At 70.0% G+C, this 17,950-nt stretch carries 17 protein-coding genes and 1 riboswitch; of the genes, 3 read left to right on the top strand and 14 right to left on the bottom strand.

Annotated elements, in window-relative coordinates; genetic code table 11:
* Positions 1 to 68: 68 nt before the first annotated feature.
* The 11 genes from ACH4XV_RS09235 to ACH4XV_RS09185 all read right to left on the bottom strand — a co-directional run bounded on the left by ACH4XV_RS09235 (position 69) and on the right by ACH4XV_RS09185 (position 11,279).
* Entirely contained in the window at positions 69 to 1,256 is a 1,188-nt protein-coding gene (locus ACH4XV_RS09235) for a cysteine desulfurase family protein (RefSeq protein WP_395787941.1), read from the bottom strand.
* Between the two features lie 13 nt (positions 1,257 to 1,269).
* A complete protein-coding gene (locus tag ACH4XV_RS09230; RefSeq protein ID WP_395787939.1) occupies positions 1,270 to 1,512 on the bottom strand; it encodes a hypothetical protein in 243 nt (80 codons plus the stop codon).
* Positions 1,513 to 1,576: 64 nt separating this feature from the next.
* Positions 1,577 to 2,251 carry a trimeric intracellular cation channel family protein gene (locus tag ACH4XV_RS09225; protein WP_395787937.1) on the bottom strand — a complete coding sequence of 225 codons (675 nt, stop codon included), beginning with the start codon at positions 2,249 to 2,251 and terminating at the stop codon, positions 1,577 to 1,579.
* A gap of 36 nt (positions 2,252 to 2,287) precedes the next feature.
* Complete coding sequence (locus tag ACH4XV_RS09220) at positions 2,288 to 3,514, bottom strand: ABC transporter ATP-binding protein (protein ID WP_395787935.1); 1,227 nt, start codon at positions 3,512 to 3,514, stop codon at positions 2,288 to 2,290.
* A 104-nt stretch (positions 3,515 to 3,618) separates the two neighbouring features.
* Complete coding sequence (locus tag ACH4XV_RS09215; RefSeq protein ID WP_395787933.1) at positions 3,619 to 4,719, bottom strand: ABC transporter ATP-binding protein; 1,101 nt, start codon at positions 4,717 to 4,719, stop codon at positions 3,619 to 3,621.
* Positions 4,719 to 5,726, bottom strand: a complete 1,008-nt coding sequence (locus ACH4XV_RS09210; protein WP_379995117.1) for an ABC transporter permease — start codon at positions 5,724 to 5,726, stop codon at positions 4,719 to 4,721. Before ACH4XV_RS09210 ends, ACH4XV_RS09215 begins: the two co-directional genes overlap by 1 nt.
* 102 nt (positions 5,727 to 5,828) lie before the next feature.
* Positions 5,829 to 7,595 carry an ABC transporter substrate-binding protein gene (locus ACH4XV_RS09205; protein ID WP_395787931.1) on the bottom strand — a complete coding sequence of 589 codons (1,767 nt, stop codon included), beginning with the start codon at positions 7,593 to 7,595 and terminating at the stop codon, positions 5,829 to 5,831.
* Positions 7,596 to 7,632: 37 nt separating this feature from the next.
* A complete protein-coding gene (locus ACH4XV_RS09200; RefSeq protein ID WP_395787929.1) occupies positions 7,633 to 8,628 on the bottom strand; it encodes an ABC transporter permease in 996 nt (331 codons plus the stop codon).
* 385 nt (positions 8,629 to 9,013) lie between these two features.
* The gene (locus tag ACH4XV_RS09195; protein ID WP_379995111.1) at positions 9,014 to 9,742 is read right to left on the bottom strand and encodes an enhanced serine sensitivity protein SseB C-terminal domain-containing protein; all 729 of its coding nucleotides are present in this window, start codon (positions 9,740 to 9,742) and stop codon (positions 9,014 to 9,016) included.
* A 58-nt stretch (positions 9,743 to 9,800) separates the two neighbouring features.
* Positions 9,801 to 10,517, bottom strand: a complete 717-nt coding sequence (locus ACH4XV_RS09190) for an enhanced serine sensitivity protein SseB (RefSeq protein WP_395787927.1) — start codon at positions 10,515 to 10,517, stop codon at positions 9,801 to 9,803.
* Positions 10,518 to 10,547: 30 nt separating this feature from the next.
* Entirely contained in the window at positions 10,548 to 11,279 is a 732-nt protein-coding gene (locus ACH4XV_RS09185; RefSeq protein ID WP_395787925.1) for an AAA family ATPase, read from the bottom strand.
* 143 nt (positions 11,280 to 11,422) lie between these two features.
* A riboswitch (glycine riboswitch) is annotated at positions 11,423 to 11,516 on the top strand.
* 330 nt (positions 11,517 to 11,846) lie between these two features.
* Here ACH4XV_RS09185 and gcvT point away from each other — a divergent pair.
* From gcvT to glyA, 3 genes are all read left to right on the top strand, one after another.
* Positions 11,847 to 12,947 (top strand): glycine cleavage system aminomethyltransferase GcvT, encoded by a 1,101-nt coding sequence (gcvT, locus tag ACH4XV_RS09180; RefSeq protein WP_395787923.1) that lies wholly within the window; start codon positions 11,847 to 11,849, stop codon positions 12,945 to 12,947.
* 84 nt (positions 12,948 to 13,031) lie between these two features.
* A complete protein-coding gene (gcvH, locus tag ACH4XV_RS09175) occupies positions 13,032 to 13,406 on the top strand; it encodes a glycine cleavage system protein GcvH (RefSeq protein ID WP_379995103.1) in 375 nt (124 codons plus the stop codon).
* Complete coding sequence (gene glyA / locus ACH4XV_RS09170) at positions 13,403 to 14,707, top strand: serine hydroxymethyltransferase (RefSeq protein ID WP_395787921.1); 1,305 nt, start codon at positions 13,403 to 13,405, stop codon at positions 14,705 to 14,707. The genes gcvH and glyA overlap by 4 nt, the downstream gene beginning before the upstream one ends.
* Before the next feature lie 103 nt (positions 14,708 to 14,810).
* Here glyA and ACH4XV_RS09165 read toward each other — a convergent pair whose 3' ends face one another.
* From ACH4XV_RS09165 to ACH4XV_RS09155, 3 genes are all read right to left on the bottom strand, one after another.
* A complete protein-coding gene (locus tag ACH4XV_RS09165) occupies positions 14,811 to 15,584 on the bottom strand; it encodes an enoyl-CoA hydratase/isomerase family protein (RefSeq protein WP_395787919.1) in 774 nt (257 codons plus the stop codon).
* Between the two features lie 110 nt (positions 15,585 to 15,694).
* Positions 15,695 to 16,966, bottom strand: a complete 1,272-nt coding sequence (locus tag ACH4XV_RS09160; protein WP_395787917.1) for an Ig-like domain-containing protein — start codon at positions 16,964 to 16,966, stop codon at positions 15,695 to 15,697.
* A 207-nt stretch (positions 16,967 to 17,173) separates the two neighbouring features.
* Positions 17,174 to 17,626: an NAD(P)H-binding protein gene (locus tag ACH4XV_RS09155; RefSeq protein WP_395787915.1), complete on the bottom strand. Its 453-nt coding sequence runs from the start codon at positions 17,624 to 17,626 to the stop codon at positions 17,174 to 17,176.
* Between the last annotated feature and the right edge of the window lie 324 nt (positions 17,627 to 17,950).

Below are 17,950 nucleotides of genomic sequence, written 5' to 3'. Positions count from 1 at the left end.
ATAGCGCCTCAAGAGTACGTGGTCACCCGGACGAGCCCCGAGCGGATTACCCCACAGCCCCGGCGCCGCTACCGGCGCGCCGACACCGACCCCGCCGACCGGGCCCGGGTCACCACCGGCAGGATCGCCTCGCCCAGTTCGGCGACCTCCGCCTCCGTCGTGGTGTGCCCCAGGCTGAACCGCAGCGAGCCGCGCGCACGGGCGCTGTCCGCGCCCATCGCCAGCAGCACGTGGCTGGGCTGCGCGACGCCGGCCGAGCAGGCCGAGCCGGTCGAGCACTCGATCCCGCGCGCGTCCAGGAGCAGCAGCAGCGAGTCGCCCTCGCACCCGGGGAAGGAGAAGTGCGCGTTGCCCGGCAGCCGGTGGGCCGGGTCGAGCCGGCGGTCCCCGTTGAGCTGCGCGTCGGGCACCGCGGCCAGGATCCGGCGCACCAGTTCGTCCCGTAGCGCGCCCACCCGCCGTGCGTATTCGGCCTGTTCGCGCACCGACTCCTCGGCCGCGACGGCGAGTGCCGCGATCGAGGCGGTGTCCAGCGTGCCCGAGCGCACGTCGCGCTCCTGGCCGCCGCCGTGCAGCACCGGGATCGGGGTGATGCCGCGCCCGAGCACGAGCGCGCCGCAGTTGCCCGGGCCGCCGAGCTTGTGCCCGGTCACCGTCATGGCGTCCAGGCCGGTCGCGGAGAAGTCGACCGGGATCTGACCGACCGCCTGGACCGCGTCGGAGTGGAAGGGGATGCCGAATTCGTGCGCGATCTCGACCAGCTCGGCGATCGGCTCGACCGTGCCGACCTCGTTGTTGGCCCACATCACCGACACCAGCGCCACCGACGCCGGGTCGCGCTCGATCGCCGCGCGCAGCGTGTCGGGCTGCACCCGCCCGTCGGCGTCCACGTCCAGCCACTCGACCACCGCGCCCTCGGCCGACTCCAGCCACAGCACGGGATCGAGCACGGCGTGGTGCTCGACCGGGCTGACCAGTATCCGCCGCCGGGCCGGGTCGTCCGCGACCCGCGACCAATAGATCCCCTTGATCGCGAGGTTGTCGGCCTCGGTTCCGCCCGCCGTGAAGACGATCTCGCTCGGCCGCGCGCCCAGCGCATGGGCCAGCGACTCGCGGGACTCCTCCACCGTGCGGCGCGCGCGTCGCCCGGACGCGTGCAACGAGGACGGGTTCCCGAGTTGGGCAAGCTGTACGGTCATCGCCCGGATTGCCGAAAGGCGCATCGGGGTGGTCGCCGCGTGATCGAAGTAGGCCATCGCACTGCGAAGCTTAGTCGGGTACCCGCGGGCGCCGGCGGGGGCGGCCGTACACCCGTCCGTAGCGCGGCCCTCCGGGCAGGAATCGGTCGAGCCACAGGCGCGTGGAAAGCACCGACGCGGTCGCGTACGCCACGAGTCGCCGAAGCGGGCCCCTGCCCTTCGGATCGGGTTCGGTCGACCGGTGGTCGTAGGTCAACGGCTGCTGGATCTCCCACACATCCTGGTGCAACGCGTACCGGGGCGTGTTGGGCACGGTCCACTCTTACGAGTGGCCGGGTTGGACCCGGCGGCGCAGCCCGCGCCGGCCGGGCGCCGAGTCATTGCTCCTCGGCGGTGGTGCCGGAGTTGCGGCGCCACGCGCGTGGCGCACGCCACCCGCGCCGCAGCGCGAGCACCCGCAACGAGAAGGCGAAGGTGACCGCCGCGGTCGCGGTGACCGGGCCGAACAGGTCGAACTCGATCAGCGCGGCCGTGATGCCGGCGCCGAGCAGCGCGGGGAAGGTGTAGATCTCCTTGTCCCAGCGCAACACCATGGGCACTTCCCGGGCCAGTACGTCGCGCAGCGCACCGCCGCCGACGGCGGTGGTCACCCCGAGGGCGGCGGCCGGGATCGGATTGAGGCCGTACGCGTACGCCTTCGCGGTCCCGATCACGCAGAACAGGCCGAGACCGGCCGCGTCCAGCACATCGATCGCCGACATGATCCGCTCGACCTGGGGGTGCAGGAAGAACACCAGCCCGGCGGCGAGCAGCGGGGTGCCGAAGTAGCCGAGGTCGGTGAACGCCGCCGGCGGGACCGCGCCGATGATCACGTCCCGGATCACCCCGCCGCCGAGGGCGGTGACCTCGGCGAGCAGGGTGATACCGATGACGTCGAAGTTCTTGCGCACGGCCATCAGCGCGCCGGCCGCCGCGAAGACGAAGATGCCGAGCAGGTCCAGGACCTGCTGGAGTTGGTGATGGTAGATCTCGGGCGGCACCTCGGGTGACATAACGGATGTTCTACACCGCCGGCCCCGGCCCGATACTCAGGGGGCGGGTGTGGGCGGTGTGTCCTTCCCGGTCGCCCCGTCGGGAGCCTTCGGCGAGGTCTCGGCGGCCGTCTCGGCAGGGCTCTCCGCAGCGGCCTCTGCGTCCTCCCCGGCAACGGCCGCGGGATCCGCGGGGGCCGCCTCGGCCGGTGCCGGCTTCACCAGCAGCACCGCCTCGCCCGCGCCGTCCTGCGTCGGCGTGTTCTCCGGGAAGTGGCAGGCCACCTGGTGCCGCGTGGTCAGCTCGGCCAGCGGCGGCTCCTGGGTCTTGCAGATGTCCTGCGCCTTCCAGCACCGGGTATGGAAGCGGCACGCCGGCGGCGGGTCCATCGGGCTCGGTACGTCGCCCTTGAGCAGGATCCGGTCGCGGCTCTCGCGCCGGGCCGGGTCCGGCACGGGCACCGCCGACATCAGCGCCACCGTGTACGGGTGCTTCGGCGACGTGTACAGATCCTCGCGGTCGGCGATCTCGACGATCTTGCCGAGGTACATCACCGCCACCCGGTCGCTGGTGTGCCGCACCACCGACAGGTCGTGCGCGATGATCAGGTAGGTCAGCCCGAACTCGCTCTGCAGGTCGTCGAGCAGGTTGACCACCTGTGCCTGGATCGACACGTCGAGCGCGGAGACCGGCTCGTCGGCGACCACCAGCTTGGGCCGCAGCGCCAGCGCGCGGGCTATGCCGATGCGCTGCCGCTGGCCGCCGGAGAACTCGTGCGGGTAGCGGTTGTAGTGCTCGGGGCTGAGCCCGACCAGTTCCAACAACTCCTGGACGGCCTTCTTGATCCCGCCCTCGGGGGTGACCTTCTGCAACCGGAACGGCAACCCGACGATGGTGCCGACGGTGTGCCTCGGGTTCAGCGAGGACTGCGGGTCCTGGAAGATCATCTGGAAGTCGCGCCGCAGCGGCCGCAGTTGCCCTCGGGAGAGCTTGGTGAGGTCACGCCCGCCGAACTCGATGGTGCCCTCGCTGGGCTCCAACAGGCGCATCACCATGCGTCCGGTGGTGGACTTGCCACAACCCGACTCGCCGACCAGGCCCAGCGTCTCGCCCTCGCGGATGTCGAAGTCGAGCCCGTCCACCGCCTTGACCGTGCCGGCCCGGCGCCGGGTCATCCCGGAGCGGATCGGAAAGTGTTTGCGCAGCCCGCGCACGCGTACCAGCACATCTCCCGGCTCGCGTCGGGACGCGGCCTCCGGCTCGCCGGCCTGCGCAACGTTCACGTCGTCTCCCGCTCGGGCGCCCTCGGTCACTTCCGCGTTCCCGTTCCCGTTTCCATCCTGGTGACCAGTCACGTGCCCATCCGCTTTCCCGTTCGCCGTCGCGCTCACAGCCGCGGCCTGATGTCCTCGGTCCAGATCCGCTCGCGCTCCCCCGGATCGAGGTGGCACGCGGTGCGGTGGCCCGGTTCGATCTCGACCAGTCGCGGGACCTCGGTCTTCTCCCGCCCGTCGTTGCGGTCCGCGTACGGGCAGCGGGTACGGAACGCACAACCCGAGGGCAGCGAGATCAGGCTCGGCGGGCTGCCCTTGATCGGCATCAGCCGTTCCTGGCGCGCCCGGTCGAGCCGGGTCAGCGAGCCCAACAGGCCCCAGGTGTACGGGTGTCGGGGCTGCTCGAACAGGGTGCGTGCGGGGCCGTGCTCGACCGCTCGACCGGCGTACATCACCAGGACGTCGTCGGCGAGTTCGGCGACCACGCCCAAGTCGTGCGTGATCATCACGACGGCGGAGTTGAACTCCGCCTGCAGGTCCCGGATCAGGTCCAGGATCTGGGCCTGGACGGTGACGTCCAGGGCGGTGGTCGGCTCGTCCGCGATCAACAGTTCCGGGTCGCAGCTGAGCGCCATCGCGATCATCGCGCGCTGGCGCATGCCGCCGGAGAACTGGTGCGGGTAGTCGTCCACCCGCCGGTCCGGGCGCGGGATGCCGACCCGTCCGAGCAGGTCGATCGCGTGCGCGCGGGCCTGCTTGGCGCTCACCTCGTTGTGCACCTGGTAGGCCTCGATGATCTGGTGGCCCACCGTGTAGAACGGGTGCATCGAGGACATCGGGTCCTGGAAGATCATCGCCATCCGGCGACCACGCATCAACCGGACCTCTTCGGCGGTGGAGCGCACCAACTCCTTCCCGTCCAGCCAGATTTCGCCGCCGATCCGGGCACTGGTGCCGCCGTGCAGGCCCATCACGGCCAGCGAGGTCACGCTCTTCCCGGAGCCGGACTCGCCGACGATGCCGAGCGTTCGGCCGCGCTGGAGCGCGAAGTTCACCCCGTCGACGCTGCGCACCAGGCCGTCGTCGGTGGGGAAGTGCACGGTGAGTTCGCGTACTTCGAGGAAGTTCTCCGGCTCTGGCGGGGGCCCGGCCGGGGCGAGCTTGGGCAGTTCGGCCGCGGTGTCCCGCTTGCGGCGCGGTAGCAGTCGGGGCATCAGGTCCTCACCCGGGGATCGACGACCGCGTAGAGCAGGTCCACGACGAGGTTGGCCAGGATCACGAAGATGGCGGCGATCATCGTCACGCCGAGCACTTCGGGCAGATCCTGCTGCCCGATCGCCTCGACGGCGAACTTGCCGACGCCGTTGAGGGAATAGACCTGTTCGGTCAGGATCGCGCCGCCGAGCAGCAGTCCGACGTCCATGCCGAAGATGGTCAGGATCGGGGTGAGCGCGGCGCGCAGCCCGTGTTTGACGATGACGTCGCGTTCGCGCAGGCCCTTGGCCCGCGCGGTGCGGATGTAGTCCTCGCTCATCGTCTCGAGCATGCCCGCCCGGGTGAGTCGGGCGTACAACGCCGCGTACAGGAACGCCAGGGTCAACCAGGGCAACACCAGGTTCCAGGCCCAACTCGCCGGATTGTCCAGGAACGGCACATAGTGCACGCCCTTGAAGATCGGCCATTGATAACTGAACAACGCCAGGGCCACCAGGCCGGTGAAGAACGGTGGCAGCGAGACGCCCGCCAGCGCGAAGCCCATCGAGAACCGGTCCCACAGGCTGCCGCGTTTGAGCGCCGAGACCACCCCGATCGACACGCCGGCGATCAGCCAGATCACCGCGGCTCCCGCGGCCAGCGAGAGGGTGACCGGGATGCGGTCCTGTAGTCGTGGCCACACTTCCAGGTTGTTGCGGAAGGAGAAGCCCAGGCACGGCGGCGCGCAGTGCACCTTGCGTACACCGGTGTCGTAGTCCTTGCCGGCGACGATGCCCTTGACGAACCTTCCGTACTGGACGGGTACCGACTTGTCCAGGCCGAGGCTGTGCTTGACCTGTTCGATCGCGGCCGGGGTGGGCGACTTGCCGACGTAGCGCGCGGCGAGTTGGTCGCTTGTGGCGCCTCCCAGACGCGGAATCAGGAAGAAGATGGCGAAGACCGCCATGGTGACGATCAACAGGAGCACCACCGCTCCCGCCAGCCGCCTGAGCAGATAGAAAATCATGAGCCGGCGACCCGGTCCGGTGCGGGGAGCGGGATCACCGCTCCCCGCACCGGAACTGACGGGCCTTCACCTCTCCTTCGGGCTACTGACCTCGTCGCAGGCTTACTGGATACCGATGTTGAGGTAGTCGTACATCCCGGAGTACGCGGGCGTGACGACCAGGTTGGTCACGTTCGACGGGCGGTACAGCAGCGACTTGGTCCAGCCGAACGGGACGATCACCGCCGACTCCATCACCTTCTGGTCCAGCTGCTGCCAGATGGCCGCGCTCTGCGCCGGGTCGATGGTCCGGGTGGCCTGGTCGATCAGACCGTTGACCGCCGGGTCGTTCAGCTCGGACAGGTTCGTGCCACCGGCGGGCTTGATCGCCCGGCCGTCCACGATCTGCTGGAAGAAGCCGAACTGGGTGGGGAAGTCGGGGCCCCACTGCATGAACATGATGCCGACCTTGTTCTCCGCGACCCACTTCGGGACACCGGCGAACTGCGAGAAGTAGTCACCCGAGGGGTACTGCCGGATCTCGACCTTGACGCCGATCTTGGCGAGCGCGTTCTGCACCGACGTGGCGCCCGCGACCTCCTTGGGCCGGTTGGCGCGCGCGGTCAGCACGGTGCTGAAGCCGTCGGCCTTGCCGCACTGCTTGAGCTCGTCCTTGGCCTTGGCCACGTCACCGGTGTGCTTGGCACCGTTGGGGTACATGTCGGTGACCTTGGAACCGGCCAGCGTCGGCGGCATCAGGTTGGTCGCGATGTCGGAGCCGACCTCGCCACCCTGCGCGCGCTGCAGCTGCGACTTGTTGACCGCGTACTGCACGGCGCGCCGGCAGTGCACGTTGTCGAACGGCGGGGTCTTGGAGCTGATCGCCAGGTAGGCCAGCGCGCCGGAGATCGCGTCGTCCGCGTTGTCCGCGAGCTTCTTGTCCGTGAGGATCTTGTTCTGCGCGGCGGCCTGGACGCCGGTGCCGACCACGTCCAACTGCGCCGTGCCGGCGAAGAGTCGGTTGTCGACGTCGTTCGCGTCCTGCTTCTCCAGCAGTTCGATCCGGTCCGGCAGCGCCTTGCGCAGCGGGTCGGTCGCCGGGTCCCAGTTCGGGTTGCGGACCAGGTTGACCGCCTTGCCGGGCTCGTACTGGCCGTCGACCATGTACGCGCCGGAGGCGAGGGGGTGCTTGACGTATTCCTTGCCGGTGTCCTTGGCGGGCGGGACCGGCGCGGTCTGCGGGAGCGCGGCGAGGTAGTTGAAGTCCGCGAACGGCTCCTTCATCTTGAAGATGATGGTGTAGTCGTCCGGCGTCTCGATCGCGCTCAGACCCAGCTTGTCCGGCGCGGAGTCCTTGTACGGGCCCTTGTAGGTACCGTCGGGGTCCAGGTACTGGGCGAAGTAGCCCGGGCCGTTGGGCAGGACCTCCTTGTCGAAGGTCCGCTCCACGGCGTACTTGACGTCCGACGCCTTGACCTCGACGCCGTCCTCGTACTTGACGCCCTTGCGCAGGTGGTACGTCCAGGTCTTGCCGCCGTCGTCGGTCTTGCCCACGTCGGTGGCCAGGTCCGGCGCGAACTCGTAGCTCGCGTTGCCCGGGGCGGGCTTGAAGGTGAGCAGCGGACGCGCCATCAGGCGGGAGAAGTTCCACGCCGAGGCGTAGTACATGTCGCCCGGGTCCAGCGAGTCGAACTTGTCCGAGCTGACCAGCTTGAGCGTGCCACCCTTCTTGGTGGACTGGTTGACCACTTCGGTGATCGCCTTGTTGCTCGGGCTGTACTTCTTCGAGCCGCCGCCACCACCGCCACACGCGGTGGCGGCCATCGCGGTGACAGCCACCATGCCGATCAGCGCTTGGGTCCTGCGCCTGCGAGTTACCGGGTGTTTCATCGCTGGTCGTGCCTCCTCGTGGGGACTTGCGGGATATTCAGCGGCTGCGCGGGTCGAGGGCGTCTCGAAGGCCGTCGCCGAGCAGGTTGAACGCGAGCACGGTGATGAAGATGGTGACTCCGGGGACGACCATGAACATCGGCGCGTCCTGGTACCGGGGGGTGGCCGCCGAGAGCATGCCACCCCACGAGGCGGTGGGTTCCTGTACGCCGACCCCCAGGTAGGAAAGGGCGGCCTCGAACAGGATGTTCGTCGGGATCAGCAGCGTGGAGTAGACCAGGATCGGACCCACCAGGTTCGGCAGCAACTCCTTGAAGATGATGTGCCGGTCGGTGGCCCCGAGGCTGCGCGCCGCCTCGACGAACTCGCGTTCGCGCAGCGAGAGCGTCTGGCCGCGGACGATGCGAGCGATGTACGGCCAGCTGAAGAACCCGATCACGAAGATCAGCACGGTGATGCGGAGCGTGTCGCCGTGGAGGCCGAAGGCCTCGCCCTGGAGGCTGCTGCCGATGGCGATCGCGAACAGCAGCAGCGGGAAGGCCAGGAAGACGTCCATGGCGCGGCTGATCAGCCCGTCGATCCAGCCGCCGAAGTAGCCCGCCACGGTGCCCAGGACGACGCCGAGCACCACGGAGAGCAGGGTGGCGAGGAAGGCGACCAGCATGGAGACGCGGGCGCCGTAGCAGATGCGGGAGAAGATGTCCCGGCCGTTGACCGGCTCCAGACCCAGCGGGTGATCCCAACTCGCGCCGCCGAAGCTGCCGTTGGGGATGTTCAGCACCGGGTCGAGCAGATCGTCGTGGTACTCGGTGGGTCCACCGCCGATCGCGTCGGTGATCAGCGGCGCGAAGATCGCGATGAGCACCATGAGGATGATCACCACGCCACCGGCCATCGCGACCCTGTCGCGGCGGAATCGGGCCCACGCGATCTGACCGAGCGACCGACCCTCGATGCGTGCGCCGGCTGCCTCGGCGATCGCCTCGGGGTGCGCCTCTCGGGCCACACCGGTGGTCTCGATCGGTGCCGTCATGGATCGACCCTCCCCGCTCACGGATGCGACGGCGGCTCGGGATCGCCGCGTCCCGTCGCCATACCCGGCATTGCGATCCCGATGATCTTCGGGATCTGTCGTCCGGGTGAGACTCCTCCGTGACGCGGGTCACGAACAGAGGTGGAGGAATACCTTTACTGAACCGTGATTACGCAGACACGATTCACTGGTTGATCCGCGTAGATCGGTCACGAAATCACAACAAGGCAGCGGTTGATGACGTGACGTCAGTTTTTTGGGGGCATCACTGCCTGTTGCCCCGGCTCGCCACGTTCCGCCGATCTTCGCTCACTGCGCGTGGTGTGTGCCCGCGGCGGCCATGTGAATCACCGTGCGGGACGGGCGCCTTCGTCGAGCATGTCGATCACCGGCCGTGGCGGGCGGCCTCGTCGAGCATGTCGATGCCGATGAACGGCCGGGTGTGCTCGCGCATCCACGCGGCGATCGGGTCGAAGGGGTCGTCGAGCGCGACCGAGGAGAGCGTCAGACCGGGCGGCGCGGCGGCCGACGCGCGGGCCATCGCGTCGCGCATGCGCTGCATCGTGGCGGGCTGATTGTCCGTCAGGCGCAGCCCGATCACGAGGCGTTCGGGGCCGACGGTGGGGCGCACCCAGGCCCGGTGGGCGGCGCGCACCACCTGGGTCTGGAACAGCTGACCGCCGAGCAGGGAGTAGAACGCCGGGTCCCACAGCGTGGGTTCGCCGACCTCCAGGGGCCCGGCCATCAGTCGGTCCAGGCCGCCGACGATGCGGCGCAGGTCGAGGTAGGGCACGCCGACGCCGCCGCCCTGGGCGTGCGGATTCAGCCACAGACCCCAGCGGTCGGTGTACAGCGAGGACGCGATCTCGGGCACCGGACAGATCTCGAACGAGCGGTCCCAGCCACTGAGACGCAGCTGTTCCTCGGACGTGAACGCCGGGGCGTAGCGCCATCCGGCCACGTCCATGTTCCCGTACTGCGCGTCCGGGCTGCCGGGTTGCCCCTGCCACAGCAACATCCACACGGGCGCGCCGACGAGCGCTTGCAGCAGCCGCTCGTAGGCGTCGTAGCGCCCGGGGGCCACCTGGCTCAACGCCTGCTCGACCTGGTTCACGACGTCCTCCCCGAACCCCATGTTTTTCGACACCGATGCCGGCCGCGGCCGGACGGGCTCAGCGCTGGTCGGCCCGCAGATAGAACGGCTGCGTCCGCTCCAGCATCCAGTCCCCCACAGGATCCTGCGCCACGTCCAGAAGCACCACGTTGACCGGCCACGGGCACGCGGCGCGGCCGAGCGCACGCTCCAGGGCGCCGATCGCGGCCAGCCGGTCCTCCTCCTGCCACCGGTCCAGTTCGACGCCGACGAACAGGACCGGCGGATCGGACTCGACCTCGCCCAGGCCGCGCCGGGCGCTGAGCACCACGGGGACGTGGATGAACTCGGCGGCGGCGGCGATCAGGAAGTCCATCGGCTCCTGGTCGGGCTCGTACAAGCGCACCCGTGCGCCGCGGCGGCCCGCGCCGGGCAGCCGGGCCAGCTCCAGCACACCCGGCGGCGGGATCGGGATGCCCGCCTCGCCGCCCGGGTTGACCACGATGCCGATGTGCGGCGGCAGCCCTCGGGCGAACTCGCGCATCGGTGCCACGGTGCCCGCCATCGGCCCCGCGAGCCGGTGGAACTGCTCCTCCGAGGAGAACACCGGCACATACGGCCGACCGTCGATCTCGGCGGTGGGCAGGGTCAGTTCGGTGTCGGCGGCGCTGCCCCCCTCGGGCAGCGGCACCCACACGTCCGCCTCGGCGAGGGCCTCGAACAGGGCCTCGGCCCGGGACGGGTCGCGCATCGCCGCGACGAGCGCGCTCTCCACGGGATTGGCCGGGAACGGCATGGTGGTGCTCCTCTTGGTGTCCGGCGCAGTTTACGACTTGTCCGCATCCCGCCGTCGGGACTGTCCGGGTAGGGGGTCTGCGAAAACGATCCGGCGCAGCCGCCGCGCGGCCGGGCGGTCGAGCAGTACACACGAGGTGAAGCCGCCCGGGGCGGAGGCGAGGGCGGGTCCGGCGTCCAGCCACGGGGCGAGCCGGGCGAGCAGCGCGCGCCATTCCCGGTGGTGTCGGGCGAACACCGCGGTGGACACTCCGCGACCGCGCGCACGTTGGCCGGAAAGCGCCTGATGGGCCGTGACGTCCAGGAGCAGCGCGTGTGCCGGGATGCCGCGCCGCCGGGCCGCGCGCACCAGTACCCGGCGCAGGATCGGATTGCGGCCGCTGTCGTGCACCACCACCGCCCCTGGGCCGCGCAGCGCCCGGGCCACCTCGCCGTAGTGCGACAGCCGCACCAGCGGCCGATAGGCCCGGTACGGCAGCCGCCCCACCCGCAGCGCCCAGCGGGCCCGGACCAGATCGGCGTCCAGGACCGCGACCGAGGGCCCGGCGGCGACCACCCGGGCCAGGAGCGTGCTCTTGCCCGCGCCCGGCAGGCCGGTCACCACGAGCACGCACGAGGCCGGATAGGACAGCACGTCCACCCGCCGGACCCCGTCCCGCTCCCCCTCCCGATGCCGCTCCTCCCGCAGGTCGTGCACGGACCGGGGGATCAACATGCCGCCCACCGCGGCGCCGGTATGCGCCCCCGCCGAATCCGTCTCCACGAATCCTCCCCTGATGTCCCGAACCCTCGTGCCCTGCGCATGGTGTCGCACCGAGGGCGCGAGCGGGCGCCGGCGCTCCCCCGGCACCGGCGGGGGATTGACGACACGCGCTAGCATGCCGGGCACAACCTCATAACGGCCGTCGACCCCACGCGGAAGAGTCCTCGCCATCGAGCGGGGCGCCGAAGGAGCAACTCCTCCCCGGAATCTCTCAGGCACCGATACCGCATGGGTCAGGCACTTCTGGAAAGCAGGCGCACCGTCGGTGCGGCTCACCCACGGTGCAAATCCCGGCCCGACGCGGCAGCGGCGGACGGGATGAAGCTCTCAGGTTCCGATGACAGAAGGGGAGGGCACCCCACTTTTCGACCGATTTTGGCCGAAAAGGGCTGAACGCCATGGCAGGGAGCCCCCTTTGTCCTCGAATTCGTTCTCGTACGGGCCGCAGCACCCGTCACCTTTCGTCGCACCTCGGGCCCGCGCCCGGGTCCGCGCCGTCCGGCATGCCCCGGACCGGTCCGCGCCCGCCGGGGGCTTCCGCCGGCGTCCCTTCGAAGGAGTCTTCGCATGACCACCGACCGCCGGACCCCGCTCGACGCCGTGCACGACGCGCTCGGGGCCACGATGACCGACTTCGCCGGGTGGCGGATGCCGCTGCGGTACGGGAGCGAGCGGGACGAGCACACCGCGGTGCGCACCACGGCCGGCCTGTTCGACCTCACCCACATGGGCGAGATCGAGGTCACCGGCCCGGAGGCCGCCCGCGCGCTCGACCACGCCCTGGTCGGTTTCGTCTCGAAGATCGGGATCGACCGCGCCCGGTACACGATGATCTGCACCGAGGAGGGCGGCATCGTCGACGACCTGATCGTGTACCGCCTCGGCGAAGAGCACTTCGTGGTGGTGGCCAACGCGTCCAACGCCGACGTGGTGGCGGGGAGCCTGAAGTACCGCGCGAGCGACTTCGACGCGACGGTGCGCGACGCCTCCGAGGAGTACACGCTGCTGGCCGTGCAGGGGCCCGCGTCGACGGAGATCGTCGGTTCGCTGACCGACGCCGATCTGCCCGCGCTCAAGTACTACGCGATCCTGCGCACCGAGGTCGCGGGCGTGCCCGTGCTGCTCGCCCGCACCGGCTACACCGGCGAGGACGGCTTCGAGCTGTTCGCCGCGCCCGGCGACGCGGTCGCGCTGTGGGACGCGCTGCTGGCCGCGGGCAAGCCGCACGGCCTGGTCCCGGCGGGCCTGTCCTGCCGGGACACGCTGCGCCTGGAGGCGGGCATGCCGCTGTACGGCCACGAGCTGACCCGGGACACCACGCCGTACGAGGCCAACCTGGGCCGGGTGGTCCGGCTGGACAAGCCCGAGGACTTCGTCGGCCGCGAGGCGCTGGCCGCGGCGGAGGCGGACGTGCGCCGCACGCTGGTCGGGCTGACCTCGCCGGGCAAGCGGGTCCCGCGCGCGGGCTACCCGGTGGTGGACGCGGACAGCGGCGAGCGGGTCGGCGAGGTCACCTCCGGCGCGCCGTCGCCGACGCTCGGCATGCCGATCGCGATGGCCTACGTGGCGGTGGAGCGGGCCGAACCGGGCACCAGGCTGGCGGTGGACATCCGCGGCAAGGCCGAGCCGGTCGAGGTGGTGGCGCTGCCGTTCTACAAGCGCGGCTGAGCCGAACCCCTCCCTATATCACCGGAAAACGTCCCAAATCATCCTGAGGGACGGACTTACCTCATTCGAATGGAGAATGGACCCGTGCACGCACCCCAGCACCTGCGCTACAGCAAGGAACACGAGTGGCTCGACGAGGCGGCCTCCCCCGCCGTCGTGGGCATCACCCAACACGCGGCCGAGGCGCTCGGCGACGTGGTGTTCGTCGAGCTTCCCGAGGTCGGCCGGGTGGTCGTCGCCGGTGAGCCGTGCGGCGAACTGGAGTCCACGAAGTCGGTCAGCGACATGTACGCGCCGGTCTCCGGCGAGGTCGTCGAGATCAACGACGCCGTCGTCGAGGACCCGGCCCTGGTGAACTCCGACCCCTTCGGGGCGGGCTGGCTGTTCAAGGTGCGCATCGACGGCGAGGCCGAGGGCCTGCTGTCGGCCGACGAATACGCCGCGTTCTGCGGCGAATGATCGAGATCGACCCGATCGAGGAGCTGACAACCGTGACGATCCTGGACCGTCCCCTGGGCGAGGTGGACCCGCAGGTCGCCGCCGCCGTCGCCGACGAGCTGCACCGCCAGCAGAACACCCTGGAGATGATCGCCTCCGAGAACTTCGCCCCCGTGGCGGTGCTGGAGGCGCAGGGCTCCGTTCTCACCAACAAGTACGCCGAGGGCTACCCCGGCCGGCGCTACTACGGCGGCTGCGAGCACGTCGACGTGGTCGAGCAGCTCGCCATCGACCGGGTCAAGGAGCTGTTCGGCGCCGAGGCCGCCAACGTGCAGCCGCACTCGGGCGCGTCGGCCAACGCCGCCGCGATGTTCGCGCTGCTCTCCCCCGGCGACACGATCCTCGGCCTGGACCTGGCCCACGGCGGCCACCTCACCCACGGCATGCGGATCAACTTCTCCGGCAAGCTCTACAACGTGGTCGCCTACCACGTCGACGAGAAGACCCACCGCGTCGACATGGAGGAGGTCGAGCGGCTCGCCAAGGAGCACCGGCCGAAGCTGATCATCGCCGGCTGGTCGGCCTATCCCCGGCAGCTCGACTTCCCCGAGTTCCGCCGGATCGCCGACGAGGTCGGCGCCTTCCTGATGGTCGACATGGCGCACTTCGCCGGTCTGGTCGCCGCGGGCCTGCACCCCAGCCCCGTGCCGTACGCCGACGTGGTCACCACCACGACGCACAAGACCCTGGGCGGCCCGCGCGGCGGCGTGATCCTGTCCAAGGCGGAATACGCCAAGAAGATCAACTCGGCGGTCTTCCCGGGCCAGCAGGGCGGTCCCCTGGAGCACGTGATCGCGGGCAAGGCGGTGGCGTTCAAGGTCGCCGCCTCCGACGACTTCAAGGACCGCCAGAAGCGGACCCTGGAGGGCTCGGCCATCCTCGCCGAGCGGCTGACCCGCAAGGACGTCACCGACGTGGGCATCACCGTGCTCACCGGCGGCACCGACGTGCACCTGGTCCTGGTCGACCTGCGCGACTCGGAGCTGGACGGGCAGCAGGGCGAGGACCGCCTGCACTCGATCGGCATCACGGTCAACCGCAACGCGGTCCCGTTCGACCCGCGCCCGCCGATGGTCACCTCCGGCCTGCGGATCGGCACCCCGGCCCTGGCCACCCGCGGCTTCGGCAAGGCGGACTTCGAGGAGGTCGCCGACATCATCGCCGAGGCCCTGCTCCCCGACTTCGACGACACCCGCAAGGCCGCGCTCACCGCCCGGGTCACCGCCCTGGCCGAAAAGCACCCGCTTTACCCGAACCTCTGATCCTGCGGATCGGGTTCGTCGACACGACGAAAACCGGGGCGCCGACTCGACACCTGCCGAGTCGGCGCCCCGTTTCGTCGCGGCCCCGCCGGGGTCGCCGCGGTCAGCGGCCGGAGAACTTGGGCTTTTCCTTGGCCACGAAGGCGCGCATGCCGGTGGTGCGGTCCTCGGTGGCGAACAGGGCGGTGAACTGGAGGCGTTCGATCTCCAGGCCCGTGTTCAGGTCGGTTTCGAGGCCGCGGTCGATGGACTCCTTCGCGGCGCGCAGGGCGTGGGCCGGGCCGTTGGCGAATTGCCCGGCCCACTTCACGGCCTCCGCGTAGACGTCCTCGGCCGGGACGACCCGGTCGACCAGGCCGATGGACAGGGCCTCGTCGGCGGCGACGAAGCGGCCCGTGTAGATCAGGTCCTTGGCCTTGGAGGGGCCGATCAGGCGGGGCAGGCGCTGGGTGCCGCCGGCGCCCGGGATGATGCCCAGCGTGATCTCGGGCTGGCCGAGTTTGGCGTTGTCGGCGCACACGCGCACGTCGGCGCACAGGGCCAACTCGCAACCGCCGCCGAGCGCGAAGCCGGTGATCGCGGCGACCACCGGCTTGGGGATCTCGGCGACGGCGGTGAACGCGGATTGCAGCGCGGCGCCCCGGTCGGCCATGTCCGTGTAGGTCATCTCGGCCATCTCCTTGATGTCCGCGCCCGCCGCGAACACCTTCCCCCCGCCGTAGATCACCACGGCGCGCACGTCGGCCCGCTCGCCCGCCTCCTGCGCCACCGCCCGCAGCTCCTCCTGGAGTTGCCGGTTCAGCGCGTTCATCGGCGGCCGGCTCAGCCGGATCGTGCCGACGCCGTCGGCCACTTCCAGGTTCACGAATTCGCCCATGACGCTCTCCTCTGGTCAGCCCTGATGTGCCGATCCGACCATAGGCGTCGCCGGCTCGGCGGGCGGTGAGCGGGGCCACGACACCGCCGCGGCCCCGTCCGCCGGACGCCTCAGTGCGTGGGGGTCGTCGTGCCCTGCGTGCTGCCGGGCGTGCCGGTCGCGGTCCACTTGTCCCAGCTCAGGTTCCAGTCGGCGAAGCCGTTGTCGGCGTCGACCGTGCGCTCGTCGGAGCCGGAGATCTCGACCATGTCACCGGGGATCACCCGGTCGTACAGCCACTTGGCGTTCTCCTTGGTCATCGACACGCACCCGTGGCTGGTGTTCTCGCTGCCGAAGACACTCGGGTCGGCCCAGTAGTTGCCGTGCACGAAGGTGCCCGAGGTGGTGACCCGCATCGCGAACGGCACGTCGTCGATGTCGTACTCGCTGCCCAGGCCCACCGTCTGCGAGTTCATCCGGGTCTTCTCGAACTTCTCGGTGATCGCCATCTTCCCGTTCCACGTGCTGTACTTCGGCGACTTGCCGGCCGTGATCGGGATGGTCTTGATCAACTGCTCGTTCTCGTAGACCTTCATGGTGTGCGCCTTCACGTCCACCATGGCGATCCGCTTGGTGGCGGCGACCTTGAAGCTGTAGCTCTTGAACTGGTTGGCGATCGCGCCGTTGCCCACGTCGACGCCGCGCAGGTTCAGGTTGACCTTCACATTCGTGCCGGGTGCCCAGTAGTCCCTGGGCCGGTAGTCCACCCGGGTGTTGTCGAACCAGTGCCAGGCACCCTCCACCTTCGGCTCGACGTCGACCGACAGCGCCTTCTCCACCGCGGCCCGGTTCTTGACCGGGTAGTCGAAGGTCAGCGACACCGGGAAGCCGACGCCGACGGTGGCCCCGTCCTCGGGGCTGAAGCGCGCGGTGACCTTCTTGTCGCCGGAGAGCGTGTTGAACGTCGCCCGGGCCGTGGTCGGCGCGTTGTCGGCGTTGGTCGCGGTCGCGCTCACCGTGTACTTGCCGCCGAGGGTGAAGGCGACCTTGGGCTTCCAGGTCTTGCCGTCCGGGTCGAGCGTGCCGTCGACCGGCTCGTTCTGCGCGTTGACCACCTTGACCTCGCCGAGCTTCCCGCCGCCCACCACGATCGTGATCGGCGCCTGCGGGTCGATCGCGTTGGCGCCGTCGGCCGGGGTGAGCGTGATCGACGCGGGATCCGCGCCCTTCTTCGAATCACCCTTGGTCGTGGTGCTGTTCGGCCCGCCGGGCTTCTTGCCGCCGTCGCCGCCGTCGTCCGAGCTGCAGCCCGACACGAGCAGGAGCGCGCCGAGCAGCAGTGCGGGCACCACGCGCCATCGGGCCCGTGACCGCGTCGAGAGCGACTTCGATCCTGCTGACATGTACGGGCAGTCCCTTCATCCGGAGCCGGGTCGCGACCCGGCCGGGGCCGAAAGCCACATTCCACGTCTCATTCGACGAGCCGAACATCCACCGCGGTTCCGCATTCCGGGTCACTCGCGGGCAAATGAGGTGATCGGGGCGATCGTTGCCATCCTCGCGGACGACCGCGGGCCGCCTCGACCCGAAGCGCATCGCGCCGTGATCCGTCATCCGGGCCGACGATCGGCCTCCACCAGGGCGCGAATCAGCGTCGGAGCGGCGAATCCGGGCCGATCCACGGCCTCGGCGGGAAACGGACGGACGATCAATTCGTACTCCCCGGGCGAAGAGGCGGTCGGAGGCTGTGGCAAGACCGTGACGATCCGCTGGACATCCGTACCCTCGACGGCCTCGAGAAACCATTCCCAGGTATCGGCGGGCGTCCCCCGCCCGTCGGGGCCACGATCGAGGTGCAGCACGGTGTGCGCGCCGGCGAGCACCGCGCCCAGTCGCAGCGGGTCGGACAGGTCGCTCACCGCGACCCGCACGCCCGCCGCGCGCAACACACCGGCCGCGCCGCGATCGCGGACCGTGGCCCGTACCTCCCCACCGGACAGGGCGAGTTCGAGCGCGACGGCGCGACCCAGCGGTTGGTCGGCTCCGGTGACGACTACGGGCATGGCGGCAACCTTACTCAAACCCGACATTCGTGAAGCTCGGGTAAAGACGGGAGCGCACGTCTCGCCGTGCGGGCCCACGAATCGAGTTGAGGCACATTTCCGCGCTCCGCCGGTAGAGAACGCGCCGTCGGTCACGCGCTGTTCGTCGACAAATTAACCAAAATCGACAGAGTGGCCGAAACATTGCTCCGAATCGGCGGAAAATACCCCTCACCCGCAACCCTCCGTATCGGCGCTCGTTGGGGGTTCGGGGCTTCCATGTCACTCTCCCGGGGGAAGCCGGGCCGTACCGCTGGATTGTGCTCACCGTTTGCGACAGCTTGG

The sequence above is a fragment of the Embleya sp. NPDC020630 genome (assembly GCF_044334985.1).
Taxonomy (GTDB): Bacteria; Actinomycetota; Actinomycetes; order Streptomycetales; family Streptomycetaceae; genus Embleya.
The sequence above is the reverse complement of the archived record's forward strand: the minus strand, read 5'-3'. Positions and strand labels throughout refer to the sequence as shown.

Coding starts and splice junctions, on each gene's coding strand:
- ACH4XV_RS09160 (WP_395787917.1), bottom strand. CDS start 16,966: ATGTCAGCAGGATCGAAGTCGCTCTCGACGCGGTCACGGGCCCGATGG.
- ACH4XV_RS09210 (WP_379995117.1), bottom strand. CDS start 5,726: ATGATTTTCTATCTGCTCAGGCGGCTGGCGGGAGCGGTGGTGCTCCTG.
- ACH4XV_RS09155 (WP_395787915.1), bottom strand. CDS start 17,626: ATGCCCGTAGTCGTCACCGGAGCCGACCAACCGCTGGGTCGCGCCGTC.
- ACH4XV_RS09235 (WP_395787941.1), bottom strand. CDS start 1,256: ATGGCCTACTTCGATCACGCGGCGACCACCCCGATGCGCCTTTCGGCA.
- ACH4XV_RS09205 (WP_395787931.1), bottom strand. CDS start 7,595: ATGAAACACCCGGTAACTCGCAGGCGCAGGACCCAAGCGCTGATCGGC.
- ACH4XV_RS09215 (WP_395787933.1), bottom strand. CDS start 4,719: ATGCCCCGACTGCTACCGCGCCGCAAGCGGGACACCGCGGCCGAACTG.
- ACH4XV_RS09165 (WP_395787919.1), bottom strand. CDS start 15,584: ATGGGCGAATTCGTGAACCTGGAAGTGGCCGACGGCGTCGGCACGATC.
- ACH4XV_RS09200 (WP_395787929.1), bottom strand. CDS start 8,628: ATGACGGCACCGATCGAGACCACCGGTGTGGCCCGAGAGGCGCACCCC.
- ACH4XV_RS09190 (WP_395787927.1), bottom strand. CDS start 10,517: ATGCCGTTCCCGGCCAATCCCGTGGAGAGCGCGCTCGTCGCGGCGATG.
- ACH4XV_RS09225 (WP_395787937.1), bottom strand. CDS start 2,251: ATGTCACCCGAGGTGCCGCCCGAGATCTACCATCACCAACTCCAGCAG.
- gcvT (WP_395787923.1), top strand. CDS start 11,847: ATGACCACCGACCGCCGGACCCCGCTCGACGCCGTGCACGACGCGCTC.
- glyA (WP_395787921.1), top strand. CDS start 13,403: ATGATCGAGATCGACCCGATCGAGGAGCTGACAACCGTGACGATCCTG.